The 19,471-nt window shown below is 68.2% G+C and carries 17 protein-coding genes and 1 tRNA gene; 12 read left to right on the top strand and 6 right to left on the bottom strand.

What is annotated here, in order from left to right:
• Window positions 1-36 precede the first annotated feature (36 nt).
• Window positions 37-855: an SGNH/GDSL hydrolase family protein gene (locus tag FDK12_RS10405; protein ID WP_137369631.1), complete on the bottom strand. Its 819-nt coding sequence runs from the start codon at window positions 853-855 to the stop codon at window positions 37-39.
• A 184-nt stretch (window positions 856-1,039) separates the two neighbouring features.
• On the opposite strand from FDK12_RS10405, the gene FDK12_RS10410 reads away from it, so the two are divergent.
• Window positions 1,040-1,720 (top strand): alpha/beta hydrolase, encoded by a 681-nt coding sequence (locus tag FDK12_RS10410; protein WP_137369512.1) that lies wholly within the window; start codon window positions 1,040-1,042, stop codon window positions 1,718-1,720.
• 78 nt (window positions 1,721-1,798) lie between these two features.
• Here FDK12_RS10410 and FDK12_RS10415 read toward each other — a convergent pair whose 3' ends face one another.
• The gene (locus tag FDK12_RS10415) at window positions 1,799-2,029 is read right to left on the bottom strand and encodes an RNA-binding S4 domain-containing protein (protein WP_104117768.1); all 231 of its coding nucleotides are present in this window, start codon (window positions 2,027-2,029) and stop codon (window positions 1,799-1,801) included.
• A 41-nt stretch (window positions 2,030-2,070) separates the two neighbouring features.
• Here FDK12_RS10415 and FDK12_RS10420 point away from each other — a divergent pair, with 41 nt between their 5' ends.
• From FDK12_RS10420 to FDK12_RS10430, 3 genes are all read left to right on the top strand, one after another.
• Complete coding sequence (locus FDK12_RS10420) at window positions 2,071-3,033, top strand: DMT family transporter (RefSeq protein ID WP_137369513.1); 963 nt, start codon at window positions 2,071-2,073, stop codon at window positions 3,031-3,033.
• A 182-nt stretch (window positions 3,034-3,215) separates the two neighbouring features.
• Entirely contained in the window at window positions 3,216-4,604 is a 1,389-nt protein-coding gene (locus FDK12_RS10425) for a glycine--tRNA ligase (RefSeq protein WP_137369514.1), read from the top strand.
• Entirely contained in the window at window positions 4,604-5,515 is a 912-nt protein-coding gene (locus tag FDK12_RS10430; RefSeq protein ID WP_137369515.1) for a GNAT family N-acetyltransferase, read from the top strand. Before FDK12_RS10425 ends, FDK12_RS10430 begins: the two co-directional genes overlap by 1 nt.
• A 175-nt stretch (window positions 5,516-5,690) precedes the next feature.
• Here the strand turns inward: FDK12_RS10430 and FDK12_RS10435 are convergent, their stop codons facing one another.
• From FDK12_RS10435 to FDK12_RS10445, 3 genes are all read right to left on the bottom strand, one after another.
• The gene (locus FDK12_RS10435) at window positions 5,691-6,506 is read right to left on the bottom strand and encodes a lysophospholipid acyltransferase family protein (protein ID WP_137369516.1); all 816 of its coding nucleotides are present in this window, start codon (window positions 6,504-6,506) and stop codon (window positions 5,691-5,693) included.
• 218 nt (window positions 6,507-6,724) lie between these two features.
• On the bottom strand, window positions 6,725-6,931 hold the full coding sequence (locus tag FDK12_RS10440) for a hypothetical protein (protein WP_137369517.1): 207 nt from the start codon (window positions 6,929-6,931) through the stop codon (window positions 6,725-6,727).
• A 62-nt stretch (window positions 6,932-6,993) separates the two neighbouring features.
• Window positions 6,994-7,209, bottom strand: coding sequence for a hypothetical protein (locus FDK12_RS10445; RefSeq protein ID WP_137369518.1), 216 nt, complete (start codon window positions 7,207-7,209; stop codon window positions 6,994-6,996).
• Window positions 7,210-7,396: 187 nt separating this feature from the next.
• Between FDK12_RS10445 and FDK12_RS10450 the strand changes: the two genes are divergently transcribed.
• The 6 genes from FDK12_RS10450 to FDK12_RS10475 all read left to right on the top strand — a co-directional run bounded on the left by FDK12_RS10450 (window position 7,397) and on the right by FDK12_RS10475 (window position 15,383).
• Window positions 7,397-8,767, top strand: coding sequence for a YibE/F family protein (locus FDK12_RS10450; RefSeq protein ID WP_137369632.1), 1,371 nt, complete (start codon window positions 7,397-7,399; stop codon window positions 8,765-8,767).
• Window positions 8,768-8,969: 202 nt separating this feature from the next.
• Entirely contained in the window at window positions 8,970-10,145 is a 1,176-nt protein-coding gene (dusB, locus tag FDK12_RS10455) for a tRNA dihydrouridine synthase DusB (RefSeq protein WP_137369633.1), read from the top strand.
• Window positions 10,146-10,251: 106 nt separating this feature from the next.
• Window positions 10,252-11,535, top strand: coding sequence for a deoxyguanosinetriphosphate triphosphohydrolase (locus FDK12_RS10460; RefSeq protein ID WP_137369519.1), 1,284 nt, complete (start codon window positions 10,252-10,254; stop codon window positions 11,533-11,535).
• A 121-nt stretch (window positions 11,536-11,656) separates the two neighbouring features.
• Entirely contained in the window at window positions 11,657-13,606 is a 1,950-nt protein-coding gene (dnaG, locus tag FDK12_RS10465) for a DNA primase (RefSeq protein ID WP_137369520.1), read from the top strand.
• A 54-nt stretch (window positions 13,607-13,660) separates the two neighbouring features.
• Window positions 13,661-13,733: transfer RNA gene (locus FDK12_RS10470), tRNA-Asn, on the top strand.
• Between the two features lie 144 nt (window positions 13,734-13,877).
• Complete coding sequence (locus tag FDK12_RS10475; protein ID WP_137369521.1) at window positions 13,878-15,383, top strand: SDR family oxidoreductase; 1,506 nt, start codon at window positions 13,878-13,880, stop codon at window positions 15,381-15,383.
• A 48-nt stretch (window positions 15,384-15,431) separates the two neighbouring features.
• On the opposite strand, the gene FDK12_RS10480 is transcribed toward FDK12_RS10475, so the two are convergent.
• The gene (locus FDK12_RS10480) at window positions 15,432-16,712 is read right to left on the bottom strand and encodes a multidrug effflux MFS transporter (RefSeq protein WP_137369522.1); all 1,281 of its coding nucleotides are present in this window, start codon (window positions 16,710-16,712) and stop codon (window positions 15,432-15,434) included.
• Window positions 16,713-16,962: 250 nt separating this feature from the next.
• Between FDK12_RS10480 and FDK12_RS10485 the strand changes: the two genes are divergently transcribed.
• Both FDK12_RS10485 and FDK12_RS10490 read left to right on the top strand, forming a co-directional pair.
• Window positions 16,963-18,396 carry a sugar porter family MFS transporter gene (locus FDK12_RS10485; protein ID WP_137369523.1) on the top strand — a complete coding sequence of 478 codons (1,434 nt, stop codon included), beginning with the start codon at window positions 16,963-16,965 and terminating at the stop codon, window positions 18,394-18,396.
• A 146-nt stretch (window positions 18,397-18,542) separates the two neighbouring features.
• Window positions 18,543-19,358: a phage holin family protein gene (locus tag FDK12_RS10490; protein ID WP_181036438.1), complete on the top strand. Its 816-nt coding sequence runs from the start codon at window positions 18,543-18,545 to the stop codon at window positions 19,356-19,358.
• Window positions 19,359-19,471: the final 113 nt, after the last annotated feature.

Below are 19,471 nucleotides of genomic sequence, written 5' to 3' on the forward strand. Positions count from 1 at the left end.
GGCTTGCAATCGGGACTCGCTGGCGATCGGGACTCGTCAGTCCGATGCCCCCGGCGGCATGCCGGGCCCGAAGATCGGCCCCGCCTCGAGGCGCTTCGCGACGACGCCGTCGCCCGAAGACTGGTGGCGCAGGCGGCGCAGGACCCACGGTACGAAATATTCGCGAGCCCACACCAGGTCCTCCGCGCGAGCGGCGCGCCAGGAGCGTACGGGGCGCTCCTTCGGATGCAGCGGCTCGAGGGTGTGGCGCACGGCGAGGGTGTCCAGCACCATCGCCGCGATCGTGTGGTGGCCGAGTGGTGAGAAGTGCAGCCGGTCCGAGGACCACATCTGCGGGTCCATGAGCTGCCGCAGCGCCCACATGTCGGCGATCACCGCCTCGTGGCGGGCGGCAACCGTGCGGAGGTTCTCGTTGAAGATCGCGGTCTTCGACCGGATGCTGCCGAGGACCGTCTCCCGGACGTCCGGACCGGTGAACAGGACGACAGTCGCTCCGGAGGCGGCGAAGGAGTCGACGACGGCGTCGAGCTTGTCCGCGAGGAGGTCGGGATCCCCGCCGGGCCGTAGCAGGTCGTTCCCGCCCGCGCTGATCGTGACGAGGTCCGGTTGGAGGGCGAGGGCCGGCTCGACCTGCTGGTCGATGATCTGCTGCAGCAGGCGGCCGCGGACCGCCAGGTTCGCGTAGGCGAAGTCCGCCTGCCCGCGGGCCAGTTCCTCCGCAACGCGGTCTGCCCAGCCACGATTTCCACCGATGCTTTCCGGGTCGGGGTCCCCGATACCTTCCGTGAAGGAGTCCCCGAGGGCGGTGTACCGATGCCAGGGGTGGGGCTCGGACACGAGGCTCGGGTCGATCATCGGCCCGTTGACGAGGGGATCGGCAGCGTCGGGCAGAGGCGATGGGGCATCCGTTGGGCTCACCCGGGCATTCTTTCAGGCCTCGTGCGCATGGGGCCAGCGGCTCCGGATTCATCCTCGGGACGAGGCACCGTGGCGCGATCTCCGGGGCAGGGAGCGGACTGCACCATGCCAAAATGGTGACATGACCGAATCCGCCCGCGGCACAGCTGCGTCCTCCACCCGTTCCTGGGACCCCGTCGTCCTGTGGTCGAAGCCCGAGTCCGAACGCGAGGGTACGCCCCTGCTGGTCCTGTTCCACGGGTACATGGCCGACGAGGAGGACCTCATGGGGCTCACCGACCACCTTCCGGCGGACTTCACCGTGGCATCGGTGCGCGCCCCTCAGCCCGCCGGGCCGGGCTTCTCGTGGTTCCCGCTCTCCCGTGAGACCGATTACTCGGTGGAGCGCGTCGTGGAGAGCGCCACCGCCGTCGTGCGGTGGCTCGATACCCTCCGCAGCGCCCACACCAGCGTCAACCTCCTGGGTTTCTCGCAGGGTATGGCGGTTGCGACTTCGCTTTTGCGCCACCGGCCGACCGACTTCGCCTGCGTCGTCGGCCTGTCCGGGTTCGCGGTGCCGTCCGAAGGCAACGCCTTCTTCCGTGACGAGGAAGCTGCGGAAGCGCCCGCCCAGTTCTTCTGGGGCCGCGACCAGGCAGACCAGGTGATCACCCCGGAGATGATCGAGTTCACGCACGCCTGGCTCACCAAGCACACGAAGCTCACGAAGATCCTCTACCCGAACATGTTCCACAGCATCAATCTGCAGGAACTTGCGCATGTCCGGGAGTTCCTCAGCATGACGGTTCTCGGCCGGCGCTGAGCGCTCGACGCCTGAAGCGCTCGACGCGTGCGGTCCTATTCGCGCGGGTGCTGCCCGAGGGTCGGTGCCCTCCGGGTACTAGCCCTGCGTGATGCGCACGGTCTCGCCGTTGACGCTGATGGTGTCCCCGGGGTGCAACTGCCGTCCGCGGCGTTCCTCGATCTCCCCGTTCACCTGCACCAGTCCGTTGTCGATCAGGTTCTTGGCTTCGACGCCGTCCTCGGCGAGGGAGGCGAGCTTCAGCAACTGCCCGAGGCGGATCATGTCGTCCCGGATGGGCAGCTCTGCGATGGATGCGTCGTCGGTCATGCAGTCCATCATGCCGGATGCTGCCGCACTAGGCTGTACGGGTGTCTGATGCGCCAGTGGTCCCTCCGGTTGTCGGTTTTCCCCTCGCCCTCGCCGCAGGGCTCGCGATGCCTGTGCAGGGCAGGATCAACGGCGCGCTCGGCACCGTGCTCGACGACAGCATCGCCGCCGCGCTGATCAGCTTCGGCACAGGCCTGATCCTGATGGTCGCGATCACGCTCGTCCTGCCGGGTGCCCGCGCCGGAGCGCGGCAGATCATCCCTTCCGTGCGCGAGCGCCGCTTCCCGCCCTACTACGTGGCGGCCGGAGCGATCGGCGCGTTCTTCGTCTTCTCGCAGTCACTGACGATCGGCGTCCTCGGCGTCGCCCTCTTCACCGTGGCAGCCGTCATGGGCCAGTCGCTCAGCGGCCTCCTGGTCGACCGCGCGGGCATCGGGCCCGGGGGCAAGCGCGCAGCGACCCCGATGCGCGTGATCGGTGTCGTCCTGACGGTACTGTCCGTCGTCTGGGCCGTGTCCCCCCGATTCGGAGCAGCAGGGGAGATGTCGAGCTGGCTGATCCCCGTCCTCCTCCCGGTCGCAGCCGGGGTGCTGATGAGCTTCCAGCAGGCGATGAACGGGACGGCGTCGCTCCACTACGGGACGCCCCTCGCGGCCACACTGATGAACTTCATCGCGGGCACGGTCGTCCTGGTGGCGGCCTGGCTCGTCAAGCTTGCGATCGCCGGGCCCGGCAACCACCCGCCCTCCGAGTGGTGGTACTACCTCGGCGGACCCATGGGGTGTGTCTTCATCGCCCTCGGTGCGTTGCTCGTCAGGAGCCTCGGGGTCCTGCTCACCGGCCTGTGCATGATCGGGGGACAGCTCGTCGGATCACTCCTGCTCGATCTGGTGGTTCCTGCTCCCGGGACGATCGTGGTGTTCGCGACGGTCGCCGGGACGCTGCTGACGTTGGCCGCCATCATCCTCACGACGCTGCCGTGGCCTGGACGCCCCAGGACCTGACGTCGAGCGCCGACGGCGAGTTCCTCCTCCACAGCCCGGTATCGGCTGAAGCCGCAGGAAGCGGACCCGGTAGGCTTGCGGCGTAGCTTCCCGCCTGCAAGCCCGGCGGAACAGACTGCAGAACGCGCCCCCCACCGGCGGACCGCACCCAGCGGCCTGCACAGAACTGGAGAAGAAACACCATGGCAGCAGCCAAGTCCGCACTCGATCCCATCATCTCGCTCGCCAAGCGGCGGGGCTTCGTCTTCCAGTCCGGTGAGATCTACGGCGGATCCCGCTCGGCCTGGGACTACGGACCCCTCGGCGCGGAGCTGAAGGAGAACATCAAGCGCCAGTGGTGGCAGACGATGGTGCGCGGCCGCGACGACGTCGTCGGGCTCGATTCCGCTGTCATCCTGCCGCGTCAGGTCTGGGAGGCTTCCGGGCACGTCGAGGTGTTCAGCGACCCGCTCGTGGAATGCCTCTCCTGCCACAAGCGGTACCGCGCGGACCACCTCGAGGAGGAGTACGAGGAGAAGAAGGGACGCGCGCCCGAGAACGGACTGCAGGACATCACCTGCGCCAACTGCGGGACCAAGGGTCAGTGGACGGAGCCGCAGGAGTTCTCCGGACTGCTGAAGACCTTCCTCGGTCCCGTCGCTTCCGAGGAAGGTATGCACTACCTGCGCCCGGAGACGGCGCAGGGCATCTTCGTGAACTTCAACAACGTCCTGACGACTGCCCGCAAGAAGCCCCCGTTCGGTATCGGCCAGATCGGCAAGAGCTTCCGCAACGAGATCACGCCGGGCAACTTCATCTTCCGCACGCGCGAGTTCGAGCAGATGGAGATGGAGTTCTTCGTCGAGCCGGGCACCGACGAGGAATGGCACAAGTACTGGATCGGCGAGCGGTTCTCCTGGTACACCGACCTCGGCATCGACCCGGACAACCTGCGCCTCTTCGAGCACCCGCAGGAGAAGCTGAGCCACTATTCCAAGGGCACGACGGACATCGAGTACCGCTTCGGGTTCCAGGGATCCGAGTGGGGTGAGCTCGAGGGCATCGCCAACCGCACGGACTTCGACCTCTCCACCCACTCCAAGCACTCCGGCACGGACCTCGGGTACTTCAACCAGGCCACGAACGAGCGCTACACGCCGTACGTGATCGAGCCCGCGGCCGGCCTGACGCGCTCCTTCATGGCGTTCCTCGTCGACTCCTACACCGAGGGCGAGGCGCCCAACGCGAAGGGCGGCGTGGACAAGCGCACGGTGCTGAAGCTCGACCCGCGGCTGGCCCCGGTCAAGGCCGCCGTCCTGCCGCTGAGCCGCAACGAGGACCTCTCCCCGAAGGCCAAGGACCTCGCAGCCCAGCTTCGCAAGGGCTGGAACATCGACTTCGACGACGCAGGCGCGATCGGCCGCCGGTACCGCCGCCAGGACGAGATCGGCACGCCGTTCTGCATCACGGTGGACTTCGACACCCTCGAGGACCAGGCCGTGACGATCCGTGAGCGCGACACCATGGCGCAGGAGCGCGTGTCCCTCGACCAGGTGCAGGGATACCTCGCCGCGCGCCTGATCGGAGCCTGATGGCCCTCGAATACCGCGCCTGGCAGGAGGGAGACGACCTCGAGCTCATCCAGCTCTGGGGCGGCCCCGAATCGGCGGTCGCCGAGCAGTTCCGCGGCTCCTTCCGCACGCCGTCCGACAACCCCTGGAACCGCTGCATCACGGTCGTGGACCAGGGCGTCCCGGTGGCGGCCGGCTGCGTCTACGGAGCCGCGCTGCATCCGGACCGGTTGTGGTGCTACATCGAGGTGGCCGAGGACCACCGGCGGGCGGGCATCGGTTCGACGCTGCTCACGATGCTGCAGCACGAAGCCGCGGCGTCGCCGTCGGGAGTGACAGCCCTGCGGTCGAAGGTGACGCCCGGAACCACCGGGGCCGCGTTCGCCGAGGCCACCGGCTTCAGCACGCTGCAGCGCTCGCGGCTCGTCGTCGTCGCACCCGGAGCCCTCGCCGCTCCCGCCTTCGACGATGCCGGAGGGCCCCAACTGGAGGAAGCGGCCACGGGATCGGTGGAACTGACGCGAGCCCTCGCGTCCTTCTACGAGACCGTCCATGCCTGGGACCGCGCAGACATCACCCTCGGACGCGCGCAGCAGCTCTTCCTCGGCGACGCGAGCGGCGCCGGAGGCGCGATCGTGCTGCGGGACAAGCCGAAGGACGACGGCGGCACGATCGCGGCCTTCGCCATCAGTTACACACAGGCCCGCACCGATGACCCGGCTGACGTGCTGCTGGGCTACGACACCGCGCTGCCACCCTCGGAACAGCAGGCCGCGGTCGCCAGCATGATCGCGATGCTCGTGCACCAGTACCCCATCCAGCTGGAGCTGGATGACTCGATGGAGGCACTCGCGGCCGTCGTCGAACCCCTGCTCGCCACGGGGTCCGCGAGGCTCGCCGCGCCCGAGACGCTCGTCGTCGCGAACGGCTGAGTCGCGACAGGCTGATCCGCGACCGGTCGAGCCGCGACCGGTTGAGCCGCGACCGGTTGAGCCGGAACCGGCTGGACCGGTGGCCCCCACCCTGGTGCCTGCTGCACGGAGCCGCCTCCGACGCGAGGGCCGCCACGTTCCCCAGTACGGGCGGCCCTTCCGCGCAGGCGGCTGCTCAGCCGCGGTCGTGCCGTCCCGCCTTCTTGTCGGCGATGTCCGCGGCCTCGCGCTCGGCGTCCGTCATCGCTCCGCCACCGAGGCGCGCCGGCATCCACCAAGCCCCGGGCTCGGGAGTGACGGGAAAATCGGCGATGCAGGCGTCGATGCCGTCCTGCAGTTCCTGGCGCAGCTTCTCGGTCTCCTCGGCGACATCGACGCCGGGTTCGTGGTGGATGGCCGGACCGACGTGGACGCGGACGGGCGACCTCCAGGCGCGTTTGAGGGAGAACCCGTGGCCTCTCGTCAGCAGCCGATGGGAGCCCCAGACGGAGATCGGGATGATGGGCACACCCGCTTCGGCCGCGAGCCGGACGGGTCCTGTCTTGAGGGAGCGGACGGTGTAGCTGCGGGACACGCCGGCCTCGGGCAGGATCGCGACGTATTCCCCGGCGCGAAGCTTCGCGAGGGCGTCGTCGTAGGCTGCCGCCCCCGCCTTCCGGTCGGTGACGACGTGCCCGAGGCCGAACACGAAGGGGCTGACGAACCAGTGGTCCGCCGCGCGCTTGGAGATGAGGTAGCGCGCCTGGATGCGGGCGTGGTTCCACAGGACCAGTTCGGCGAAGGCGAAGTCGAGGTAGCCGAAGTGCGTGATGGCGACGACGGCGCCGCGCCCGGGCACCGCCCGCCGGGAGCGCCCGTTCAGCGGGTCAGGGGCAGGCAGGTTCTCCGCCCCGGAGACGACGACCGGCAGGCGCAGGGCGGCGAACACCGTTTTGCCCGCATAGACGACGAACCGGTACATGTGGTCGCTCTGACGCGGTTTCCATCCCATACTCGTTGTCCTTCTCCGGCCCGTACAAGGCCTGCTTCGAGGCTACCGCGGACACTGGGAGAACCCACTGGTGCCACTCCTCTACCCTTTGTACCCCGGCAGACTGCACCTGCGCCTCATGGTCGGCCGGTTACAGCCGAGTCGTCAGCGCCGGGGGCGGCTGCTCGCCATCGAGCGAAGGGGGTTGGTCGACCTGCCGTCGGCAGGGACACTCGGGATCACGCGGTGATGCCGAGCGGATCCGGTGCCCGAAACAACGGGTCGGAGGGCGCGAGAGCCCTCGCCGCGACGGCTGCGCCGGTGTCCTCGGCGAAGTGCCGGAGGAGGAACGAGGTGCTGAGGCCGTGCCAGACGGGAATCCCGCGGGCCATGAAGTGGCCCGCACGGAGCATGCGCACGTAGTGGACGTCCCGTGCAACGCCCACGGCCCGGTGAGTGAAGGACAGTGACGCCCTCGGGCTGGTCCACCGGTCGATGTCCCCATGCATCATGAGGACAGGCCCTGCGTGCCTCCTCCTGCTGCCAGTAGTGCAGCGAAGGGACGCATGCGCAGCGGACTGAGGTGCTGCGGTCGTACCGCATCGAGGCTGTTCGCCCGGCCACCGTGGAGGACGAGTGCCACGCCGCGCACGCCCGCGCCAGCACCGCCGACCACGACCGAGGGTTCACCGCGGCTGGTCGGGAAGTTCTCCTGCCGTACCATGTGCCGTCCGTTCCGCCCGGAGGTCCTGATCGCCGCCGACGACGCGCCTGTCGCCGCTGCAGGGTGCCGCCGCCCGGGCTCCGCGCGTCATCCTGCGTACAATCCGGAGGGTGCCCGGTGCGCCTCGTCGAGGTCCGTCGCCGCCGGGCCCTACGTCCTGTCCACCCACCATTTGACCACCCGAGGGATGCCCGTGGGCCACAGCCACCTCCACGCCGCCGAGTCGCAACCGTCCGCTTCCGCGATCGCTACGCGCAAACGGGCCACCCTGCTGCTCTCGGCCATTCTCGTTCCCCTCGGGGTAGTGACCCTGATCGCGATGGTGCTGCTCTGGCCGAGCGGTGACCGCAGTTCGCTGTCCGTCGCCAATCCCTACGCCACGGCGGAAGGGGTCAGCTTCGACCGGGGCACGGTCCGCGAGGTGGGCGAGGGCGACTGCCCGTCCTCACAGACGACGGTGGACGCCGGCGGCACCGCGATGACGTGCACCATCGCGTATACGCAGCCCACGCTCGGCGGCGACATCATCCCCGTGGAGGTCACGCCCGAGCTGGCGAAGACCAACGCGGTGCAGGCGGGGGACGAGATCCGCTACCTCAATCTCGCGAACGTCATGCAGGGCGGCGCCGCCCCCTACGTCTTCGTGGACTTCGTCCGTTCCGTCCCGATCATGGCGCTCGCGGTCGCGTACGCCGTCGTGGTCATCGCCGTCGCCCGCTGGCGGGGGCTGCGAGCCATGATCGGCCTGGTCGGTGCGCTGGTCATCCTGGCGCAGTTCATCCTGCCCGGGCTGGTGGAGGGCAAGCCGCCCCTGCTGCTCGGGCTCGTGGGCTCGGTGGTCATCATGTACGGCGTCCTCTACTTCGCCCACGGCTTCTCCGCGAGGACGTCGACGGCGTTGCTCGGCACGGTGTTCGGACTCGGGGTGACAGCGGCACTCGCCGCCTGGGCCACGGATGCAGCCCACTTGACCGGGGTCGGCGACGAGAACGCGTACACGCTCGTGAACGCGTCCGACGAGCTGAGCATCTCCTCGATCATCCTCTGCGGCCTCATCATCTCGGGCCTCGGGGTGCTCAATGACGTGACCATCACCCAGTCCTCCTCCGTGTGGGAACTGTACGAGCTCGCACCGAACACCTCCGCGCGGCGACTCTTCGCGTCCGCCATGAGGATCGGGCGCGACCATATCGCCTCGACGGTGTACACGATCGCTTTCGCCTATGCCGGGGCGGCGTTGCCGGTGCTGATCCTCGTCTCCCTCTACGACCGCGCGCTGATCGACACGCTCACGAGCGGCGAACTGGCGGAGGAGGTGGTGCGGACGCTCGTCGGCTCGATCGGCCTGGTGCTCGCCATCCCGCTGACCACCCTCCTCGCGGTGCTCGTGGTCAAGGCGGTCGGCCCGAGAGCCATGGGTGGGCGGCACGACGGCACCAGCGGCGGAGTGAGCCCCGCTGCACTGGCGACGGCGGAGGCACATGCCCTCGCGCCGGGAGAGCGGCTCGTGGCACTCGGCGAGCGCCGTGCCCGGCGTGCCGCGGAACCGGACGCGTGACGGACCCATGGCGAATGCTTGGCGGAAGGCCGGCAAGGAGAAGAGGCGGACAGCGAACACCGCCGCCGGATTTGCGGGCCCTTGCGACAATGGACGGGTGACTGCAGTATCGACCCATCCAGCTTCGGCGACCGGCGACCGTGGCCGCGACGCCCTCCACGACGATATCCAAGGCGCCGCCGGCGAGGACACCGGAGGCGCCCTGCCGGATGCGTCCGACGGCGCGCTCAAACTCGACCTTCCGCCGCTCACGCTCGGCAATATCACCGTGGACACGCCGGTGATCCTCGCGCCGATGGCGGGCATCACCAACAAGGCCTTCCGCCGGCTGTGCCGTGAGTACGGCGGCGGGCTCTACGTCTCCGAGATGGTCACGTCCCGCGCGCTCGTCGAGCGCAGCGCGGAGTCGATGCGCATCATCTCGCACGACGACGACGAGAAGGTGCGCTCCGTCCAGTTGTACGGCGTCGACCCGAAGACCGTGGGCGCTGCCGTCCGGCTGCTCGTCGAGGAGGACCGCGCCGACCACATCGACCTGAACTTCGGCTGCCCGGTCCCCAAGGTCACGCGCAAGGGCGGGGGAGCGGCCCTGCCCTGGAAGCTCGACCTCTTCACCGGTATCGTGCAGACCGCCGTGCGCGAGGCATCGAGAGGGAATATCCCGCTGACCATCAAGATGCGCAAGGGCATCGACGAGGACCACCTCACGTTCCGCGAGGCCGGCCGTATCGCCCGTGACAGCGGCGTCGCCGCCGTCGCCCTCCACGGACGCACGGCGTCCCAGTTCTACTCGGGCAAGGCCGACTGGAGCGCGATCGCCGAACTGCGCGAGGCCCTGCCGGACATCCCGGTGCTCGGCAACGGTGACATCTGGAGCGCGGAGGACGCCGTGCGCATGGTGCGGCAGACCGGCGTCGACGGCGTCGTCATCGGGCGGGGCTGCCAGGGCCGTCCATGGCTCTTCGGCGACCTGATGAACGCTTTCGAGGGCAGCGCGTCGCGGTACCGTCCAGGGCTCGGGCAGGTTGCCGACACCGTCTACCGGCATGCGGAACTCCTCGTCGAGACGTTCGGCAGCGAGATGATGGGGCTCAGGGACATCAGGAAGCACATGGCGTGGTACTTCAAGGGTTGCGTCGTGGGCGGCGACCTGAGGGCCAGGCTTGCCACCGTGCCCACGCTCGAGGTGCTGCGCGGACTCCTGGACGAACTCGACAAGGACTCGCCCTACCCGGGCCAGGATGCGGAGGGACCCCGCGGCCGTGCCGGTTCGCCGAAGAAGACGGCACTGCCGGAGCGCTGGCTCGAGGGCCGCGTCCTCAACGCCGCGCAGCAGGCGGACATCGCCGCCGCCGAGGTGGACGTATCCGGCGGCTGACCCGCGTGCCCGGCGCCCTCCCGCCGGCGCGGTGGTCCGGGCTCCCGTGCTCCACATGCTCCGGAGCGGGCAGGCCCTTCCTTCACAGTTGCGCTAGAAAGGCATCATGAGTCTCCCCGAACTGTCCGCCACCACCGGCTACAGCGCCGCGGACACCGCACGATGGGTGGAGGAGCCGCCGAAGAGCTCGCACCGCACCGACTTCGAGCGGGACCGTGCCCGCGTGCTGCACTCCTCCGCGCTCCGACGGCTCGGTGCGAAGACACAGGTCGTCGCGCCGGACACCGACGACTTCGTCCGGACGCGCCTCACGCACTCGCTCGAGGTGGCGCAGGTCGGCCGCGAGCTCGGCAGGACTCTCGGCTGCGACCCCGACATCGTGGACACCGCCTGCCTCGCGCACGACCTCGGTCATCCTCCCTTCGGCCACAACGGCGAGTCGGCGCTCAACGACATCGCGCACGGCATCGGCGGGTTCGAGGGCAATGCGCAGACCCTGCGCCTGCTCACGCGGCTCGAGCCCAAGGTCCTGCAGGCCGACGGCGGGCCTGCTGGCCTCAACCTCACGCGGGCGAGCCTGGATGCCGCGTGCAAGTACCCCTGGACAGCAGCCGCGGCGCCCGTGATCAGCGGTCAGCGCACCACGAAGTTCGGTGCGTACGACGACGACCTCCCGGTCTTCGACTGGCTCAGGGACGGCGCGCCGGAAGGCCGCTCGTGCCTCGAGGCGCAGGTCATGGATCTCGCCGATGACATCTCCTACTCCGTGCACGACGTCGAGGACGCGATCGTGGCCGGGCACCTCCAGCTCAGGTGGATGGACAGCGCGGACGCACGCGCGCGGGTGGTCGGCTATACGCAGCAGTGGTACCTGCCGGGCAGCGACCCCGCCGCCGTCGATGCCGCCCTGTCGCGCCTGGAGCGCACGCCCGTCTGGGTGCGGGAAGCCGACGGTACGCGGCGGTCCATGGCAGCCCTCAAGAACATGACCAGCCAGCTGATCGGTCGCTTTTGCCTGAGCGCGATGCAGTCCACGCGCGCCATCTACGGGCCGGACTCCCTGACGCGGTACAACGCGGAGATGGTGGTGCCCGAGGAGACCATCCTGGAGATCGCCGTGATGAAGGGACTGGCGACCACCTATGTGATGACCACGGACCACCGCCAGCCGCTCTACGAACGCCAGCGCGAGGTCCTGGCGTCCCTGGTGGCGCAGATCCATGCGGACGGCGACCGCTACCTCGAGCCGATGTTCGCGGCCGACTGGCGGGAGGCTCCTGACGACGACGCCCGCCTGCGCGTGGTCATCGACCAGGTGGCGTCGCTGACGGACGCATCCGCACTCAGCCTTCACGAGCGGATCGTAGGACCGGTTCCGGCACTCTGGTAGGAACCGGCACCGGGAGGTTCCTACGGCCCGTACCCGGAACCGTCCCCGTTCAGGGAGGCGTTGGGCACATCTGCTCCAGCCACGGTCAGGGTGTCGGTGGGGCAGGCATAAACTGAATGCCATGGCCGGACTCATCAAGCGTGAAGACATCGATGAGGTACGCCAGCGCACGGACATCAAGGAAGTCGTCGACGCCTACGTCACGTTGAAGTCTGCCGGCATCGGCTCGTGGAAGGGGCTGTGCCCGTTCCACGACGAGCGGTCGCCCTCGTTCCACGTCCGGCCGCAGATGGGCTCCTACCACTGCTTCGGCTGCGGTGAGGGCGGCGACGTCATCTCCTTCGTCCAGAAGGTGGACCACACCTCCTTCAGCGAGACGGTCGAGAAGCTCGCCGCTCGTATCGGGTTCGAACTGCACTACGAGGACGGCGGGACGGGGCCGCGGCGCGAGGACGTGGGCAAGCGTCAGCGCCTCCTGGACGCGCACAAGATCGCAGCCGAGTTCTTCCGGGACCAGCTCCTGACCCAGGGCGCCGGCACGGCCCGGCAGTTCCTGCAGGAGCGGGGCTTCGACCGCGACGCAGCCGAGCACTTCGGTGTCGGTTACGCCCCGCAGGGTTGGGACACGCTGCTCAACCACCTGACCGGGCGGGGCTTCACGCTGGACGAGTTGAAGCTGACCGGTATGTTCAGTGCCTCGTCGAGCAACCCCGGCCGGTTCTACGACCGCTTCCGGGGTCGGCTCATCTGGCCCATCCGCGACATCACCGGCGATACCGTCGGCTTCGGCGCGCGGAAACTCTACGAGGACGACCAGGGTCCCAAGTACCTCAACACACCGGAGACCTCCCTCTACAAGAAGTCCCAGGTGCTGTACGGCATCGACCTCGCCAAGAAGGACATCGCCAGGAACAGGCAGCTGGTCGTGGTCGAGGGCTACACCGACGTCATGGCCTGCCACCTCGCCGGCGTCGGAACCGCCGTCGCCACATGCGGAACGGCCTTCGGCGCCGACCACATCAAGATCGCGCGGAGGCTGCTGTCCGACGACGGCACGGGCGGCGAGGTGATCTTCACGTTCGACGGCGATGCGGCGGGGCAGAAGGCCGCCCTCCGCGCGTTCGAGGAGGACCAGAGGTTCACCTCGCAGACGTACGTCGCCGTCGAGGCCTCCGGCGCGGATCCCTGCGAGCTGCGCCAGACCAGGGGGGATGATGCGGTGCGAGCGCTCATCGCGGAGCGTCGTCCCCTGTTCGAGTTCGCCATCAAGGCGTCCTTCGAGAACTTCGACCTGTCCTCCGGCGAAGGGCAGGTGAAGGCGCTGCGCCACGCGGCCCCCATCGTCGCGCAGATCCGGGACGTATCACTCCGCTCCACCTATACGCGCGAGCTCTCACGCTGGCTCGGCATGCAGTACGTGGGGGAGGACCAGGTGGCGCGAGCGGTCGCTGCAGCCGCTCGCCGGGACGGTGCCTCCGCTCCCTCGTCGAACGGCAGGCAGCAGGGCGTCCAGGGACACCAGGGAAGCCCTGGCCGGCCGCTCCCCGCGTCGTCCGGAGTGGCCGGGCCGGGCGATCCCTCGCCCGACGAGCCGTATTTCGAGCGGCCCGATCCGCGTGACCCGATCGCCCGCATGGAGCGCGAGGCGCTCGAGGTGGTGCTCCAGCAGCCCACGCTCCTCACGGCGGCCCAGTGGGAGAGTTTCTCGACCTCACGGTTCACGGTCCCCGTCTACGAGGCGCTGCACACTGCTGTGCTTGCGGCAGGGGCAGCCGGGACGGAATTGTCCCGCTGGGTGGAATCCGTGCGGGAGGGGGTACCGGACGTCCTGCGTCCCCTGGTCAGCGAACTCGCCGTCCGGCCGCTACCCGCCAAGGACGCCGACGCCATGGTCAACTACTGCCGGGACATCCTCAACCGGCTGACCGAGCTTCGCATCACGCAGCAGAAGGCGGACAAGCTCGGGCAGTTGCAGCGCATGGACCCGGCCGATGATCCCGCACTCTACAACCAGCTCCAGCGCGACCTGATGGAGCTGGAGATGCAACGGCGGCAACTCCGCGAGGAGTAGGCCGGCGCCGATTTCACTTCGCCCCGGAAGGTATGTAATGTAATACCTGCGCTTTCCTCCGTAGCTCAATTGGCAGAGCATTCGACTGTTAATCGAAGGGTTACTGGTTCAAGTCCAGTCGGAGGAGCAAATACGCCCCTGACCTGTGGAAACACCGGTCAGGGGCGTTTCCTTTTCCCGGGCTCCCTGAGGGTGCCGCGCCGGCGACCGCAGTCGGATGGAGAACGCACCGGCCTCCGACGGCGCGGGGCACGAGCGTAGGCTGAAGCGCATGGACACCGACGGCACCGACGGCAAGCTCATCCTCGTGACCGGCGCCACGGGCTACATCGGGGGCCGGCTCGTGACGAAGCTGATCGCCGCGGGGCACACGGTGCGCGTGATCGTTCGGTCCCCGCAGAAGCTCAAGGACGTCCCCTGGTCCGGTTCCGTCGACATCGTGGAGGGGGACCTGCAGGACAGCACCACCATGCGTGCGGTCAGCCAGGGCGTCGATACCCTGTACTACCTCGTGCACTCCATGGGATCGGGCCGGGACTTCGACAAGCGCGAGGCGGACATCGCAGCGACCGTCGCCGAAGCCGCGACGGATGCAGGGGTGCGGCGCATCGTCTACCTCGGCGGTCTCCACCCGGAGGGCGTCGAGCTGTCCACCCACATGCGCTCGCGCACCCAGGTCGGGAAGATCCTGCTGGACTCCGGTACTCCGACCATCGCTTTCCAGGCCGGCGTCGTCATCGGTTCCGGCTCCGCGTCCTTCGAGATGATCCGGCACCTCTCCGACGTCCTGCCCGTGATGCCTGCGCCGAAGTGGGTCCTCAACCACATCGAACCCATTGCAGTGCGAGACGTCATCCACTACCTCGTCGGAGCACTCGATCTTCCGGGAGGACTCAACAGGACGTTCGACATCGGGTCCCGCGAGGTTTTGACCTACGCCGAGATGATGAACCAGTACGCCGAGGCCGCGGGCCTCCCGCGCCGCAGGATCCTCGCACTCCCGGTGCTCACTCCGCGCCTCGCAGGGCACTGGGTCAATCTGGTCACCCCTATCCCCAGGGCGATGGCGATGCCGCTGATCGAGTCCCTGCAGCATGACGCCGTCACCTCCGAGCATGACATCGACGACCACATCGCCGCCCCCGAGGGCGGCCTGACGGGCTATCGGCGGTCGGTGGACCTGGCTCTGGGCAAGATGCGCGGGGGAGAGGTGGAGACGAGCTGGGCCGGGGCCACGCAGGTCGACAGCGAGGCGGACCCGCTGCCCTCGGACCCCGACTGGGCCGGCCACACGGTGTTCACCGATGTGCAGACGTACAGCTCCACCGCGTCCCCGGAGACGTTGTGGAGCGTCGTCGAGGGTATCGGAGGTGAGAACGGCTGGTACTCGTGGCCGGTCGGCTGGGCCGCGCGCGGCTGGATGGACAAGCTGGCAGGCGGGGTGGGCCTGCGTCGGGGGAGGAGGGACGCACAGGAACTCCTCACCGGCGAAGCGCTCGACTTCTGGCGCGTCGAGGAGCTCGTGCACGGGGAGCGGCTTCGGCTGCGGGCGGAGATGAAGGTGCCCGGCCGCGCATGGCTCGAGTTCTCGGTGCAGCCCGATGGTTCCGGCAGTTCCTACTACCAGCGTGCCGTGTTCTTCCCTCAGGGCCTGTCCGGACGCCTGTACTGGCTCGCGGTGCTGCCCTTCCACGGTTTCATCTTCAAATCGATGGCGCGGAACATAGCGAAGACGGCCGAGGCCCTTCCGGCGAAGTCCGGGTCCGCAGCGGCGTAGCCCGCCGCGTCGACGACTACGACGGCGGATCACTGCTTCGAGAGCCGGTTACTGCAGGGCCGGCACCGTCCGCGGACGGACCACGGTCCAGAGGAACACCATGCCCAGGGCGATGCATGCTGCCATCACGCCCGCCATCGGCGCCGCGGATTCGATGCCTTCGCCCAGGAGTCCGACGAGGGGCGAGATGACACCAGCGGTCCCGAAGGTCACGGCACCGAGCAGGGATGCTGCGGTGCCGGCCTGCGCGCCGTTGTTGATCAGGGCGAGGACCTGCACGCAGGGGAAGATGAAACCCGTCGCCATGATGTAGAACCAGAGCGGGAGGGCGGTTCCCCAGAAACCGAGGCCGAGCTGGTCGAAGGCGATGATGAGGATCGCCATGACGAGCTGCACGACCGTGGCCGCCGCGATGACCCATTGCGGGCCGACCCGCCTCAGTACGCGGGAGCTGATCTGGACTCCGGCCACGATGCCGAGGGAGTTGATGGCGAACAACAGGCCGTACTGCTGCTCGTTGAGTCCGTAGGGACCCTGGAACAGGAACGGCGACGCCGAGAGGTAGGAGAAGAGCCCGGAGAAGTTCATCCCGCCAACGAGCAGGATACCGATGAAGATGCGGTCCCCCAGCACGGCCCGGTAGCGCTGCACCACCGTCAGCCCTGACTGGCGGCGGTTCTCCTTCGGCAACGTCTCGATGATGAACATCGCGACCGCGAGGATGACCAGGACCCCGTAGCAGGCGAGGAACCAGAAGATGCCGGGCCAGGGGAAGAGCAGCAGGAGCTGTGAACCGATGACCGGCGCGAAGATGGGCGCCATGCCGTTGACGAGGGCCATGTAGGACAGCATGCGCACCAGGGTGTAGCCGCCGAAGAGATCCCGCACCATCGCCATCGCGACGACGCCCCCGCCCGCCGCGCCGATGCCTTGGAGCACGCGGAACAGCATGAGCATGCTGATGTCCTCGGAGGACGCGGCCCCGATCGAGGCGCCGACGTGCAGGGTGGTCGCCAGGATGAGGGGCAGGCGCCGGCCGATCTTGTCGCTGAGCGGACCCACGAGCAGTTGCCCGCCCGCGAAGCCGATGATCGTGCCCGTCAGGGTCAGCTGGACAGCGGCTTCGGACACGCCGAAATCGGACTGCAGGGCCGGGAACGCCGGCAGGTAGAGATCGATCGTGAACGGACCTAGTGCCGTGAGTGTCCCGAGGATGAAGACGTAGATGATCTTCTCGCGGCGGGAGAGGCTGTCGCCTGGATGGGTGATGGTGCTCAAGATGCTGCCTAACGAACGGAAGGTGCTTGCCGGTGTATCACGTGGAGACATGATGCGAGGGGGTGGCATCGACTGCAAGGGCGGCCCGGCGACGACGGCGGAGCGGCTTCCAGTGTGCAACCGGCCCGTCCGACATGGCACGATTTGGTTGCTGGGGCGAATCAATGACCCTCTTATCCTATGTCCACCGTCAACCCTCCGTACCCGCAAGCGGGGAATCGGGATGGACGGGGGCTGCTGCTAAGCACGCTTCGGGTTGACGTAGGGTGAAGGAAAATCGAACAAGCAGGAAGAGCTGAACATGAGCGAGCACGACGCCGGTCCGGAGACAGTGCAATCCCCGCGGCACCTCGCGAGAGTCATCGCGATCACCGTTGCCGCCGCCGTCGGAGGACTCCTGTTCGGATTCGACACCGCTGTCATCAACGGGGCGGTCGACTCGATCCAGGCGGACTTCGAGCTGAGCCCGAGCGTCCTCGGATTCACCGTCGCCATCACACTGCTCGGGTGTGCTGCCGGCGCCTGGTTCGCCGGGGGACTGGCCGACCGCTGGGGTCGCAAGAAAGTCATGGTCGCCGCCGCGATCCTCTTCGCGGTGAACTCAGCCGGGTCAGCCTACGCCTTCTCGGAGTGGGACCTCATGGCCTGGCGGCTCGTCGGCGGGCTCGCGATCGGTATCGCCTCGGTCATCGTGCCCGGTTACATCGCCGAGATCGCACCGTCGAAGTGGCGCGGCGGGCTGGCGTCGGTGCAGCAGCTGGCGATCACGGTCGGCATCTTCGCCGCGTTGCTGTCCGATGCCTCCCTCGCAAGCGCGGCCGGTGGCGCCGGTAACGAGTTCTGGTGGGGCTTGTCCGCGTGGCGCTGGATGCTCCTCATCGGTGTGATCCCTGCCGTCGTCTACGGCGTCTTGGCGCTGATCATCCCGGAGTCGCCACAATTCCTGATCCGGGCAGGCCGTGACGAGGAAGCGGCTCGCGTCCTGTCGCGGGTGTCCGGGGTCAGCGACACCACGCGCAAGATCGGGCAGATCCGCCAGAGCTTCGAGCGCGAGGACCGCGCGAGCTACCGCGACCTGCGGGGCCCTTCCTTCGGGCTGCAGCCCATCCTGTGGGTCGGCATGGCCATCGCCGCACTCCAGCAGCTGGTGGGCATCAACGCGATCTTCTACTACTCGACCACGCTCTGGAAGTCCGTCGGTTTCAGTGAGAGCGACTCTTTCACGACGTCGGTCATCACGTCGGTGATCAACGTGGTCATGACCTTCGTGGCGATCTTCTTCGTGGACCGCGTGGGTCGGCGGAAACTGCTCCTGATCGGCTCGATCGGCATGGCCGTCGGTCTCCTCGCCGCGACAGCCGCGTTCCTGCAGGCCGACGGATCCGGCGAGGACATCGCCCTCCCCGGCGTCTGGGGGCCCGTCGCACTGGTCGGCGCGAACCTCTTCGTCATCTTCTTCGCGGCCACCTGGGGTCCGGTGATGTGGGTGACCCTCGGAGAGATGTTCCCCAACCGGATCCGCTCCATCGCGCTCGGTGTCGCCACGATGGTCAACTGGATCTTCAACTTCATCGTGACGCTCACGTTCCCCTGGGTGAGCGAGAACCTGGGGCTCTGGACCATGTACGCGGCTTTCACCGTGTTCGCCGTGCTCTCCTTCGTCTTCGTGCGGACGAAACTTCCCGAATTCGCGGGCAAGGACCTCGAGGACAATGCGGAACTGACGCCGGCCTGATCGCTTCCCGAAGATATCCCTAGCGCACAGCGAGCCCGTGGTCCTGCCCACGAGCAGGACCGCGGAACCGGAGCCCCGACCGCAGCCCGGTGGTAATTTTGGTTCAGCCAATCCCAGCAACACACTCACGAATGGAGGCAGGGCCTATGAACAGCTCGGCTAGTACGCGCGGCAAGCGGTCCACGGGCTCGCTGTCGCTGTTTGGACTCATCAGGCTCCTGGTCCGTCTGACGCCGCGCCAGGTCAGCGATGAGGTCTCGATCGCCATCGCGCAGATGAAGCAGAAAGGCATCAAGGCGGGAATCGCGGCTGCGTTCCTCGTCGTAGCCCTCGTCTTCGTGCTGTTCTTCGCCGTCGCACTCGTGGTCGCAGCAATCATGGGCCTCGCCGAGATCATGCCGGCATGGCTCGCCGCACTGCTGGTCGCCCTCCTGTTGCTCGTCATCGGAGGTGTCCTCGCCCTGATCGGTGTCTCGCGGCTCAAGAAGCAGCTCCCGCTCGTACCGCAGGACGCGATCCGCGGTATCCGTTACGACCTCGGCGTGCTCAAAGAGGGCCGCAGCTTCGACCCGGCGACGCTGGACGTCAAGAAGCCCAAGGAGGACTCGGGCATCACCGACGACGGCAAGGACGCCAAGGACAGCAAGCCCAAGGAACCGACTCCTTCCTACGAGGAACTGCGCGGGCGCTCGGGCGAGCGCCGTACGCACATCGCGGAAGCCAGGGACTCCCTCGGTGCCCGCGTGGACGTGAAGTCGCGCTTCGGCAAGGCGAAGCACCGCTCGGCACAGGGCGGAGGACAGGCCGGCGGCTCGAAGGGAAACGGCACGACGGCTGCGGTCGCCGCACGCCGTGAGGTCCCGCACAATACGAGCCTGGCCGACCGCTGGAAGCCGCTGAGTGTCCTCGCTGCGTCCGTTGCGGCAATGCTCGTGATGCTGCGACGACTCCTCAGCAGATAGACCCCGGCACGGTCGAAGGGCGGCCGCTCGCCCGTGATCGGACCCGCACGCCGCGGGGGACCTCACGGGGGAGCGACCGCCTGGCTGCATAATGGGGTGGGGAGGCACGGGTG

The organism is Arthrobacter sp. NamB2, from assembly GCF_005281365.1.
In the GTDB taxonomy this organism is placed as follows: Bacteria; Actinomycetota; Actinomycetes; order Actinomycetales; family Micrococcaceae; genus Arthrobacter_D.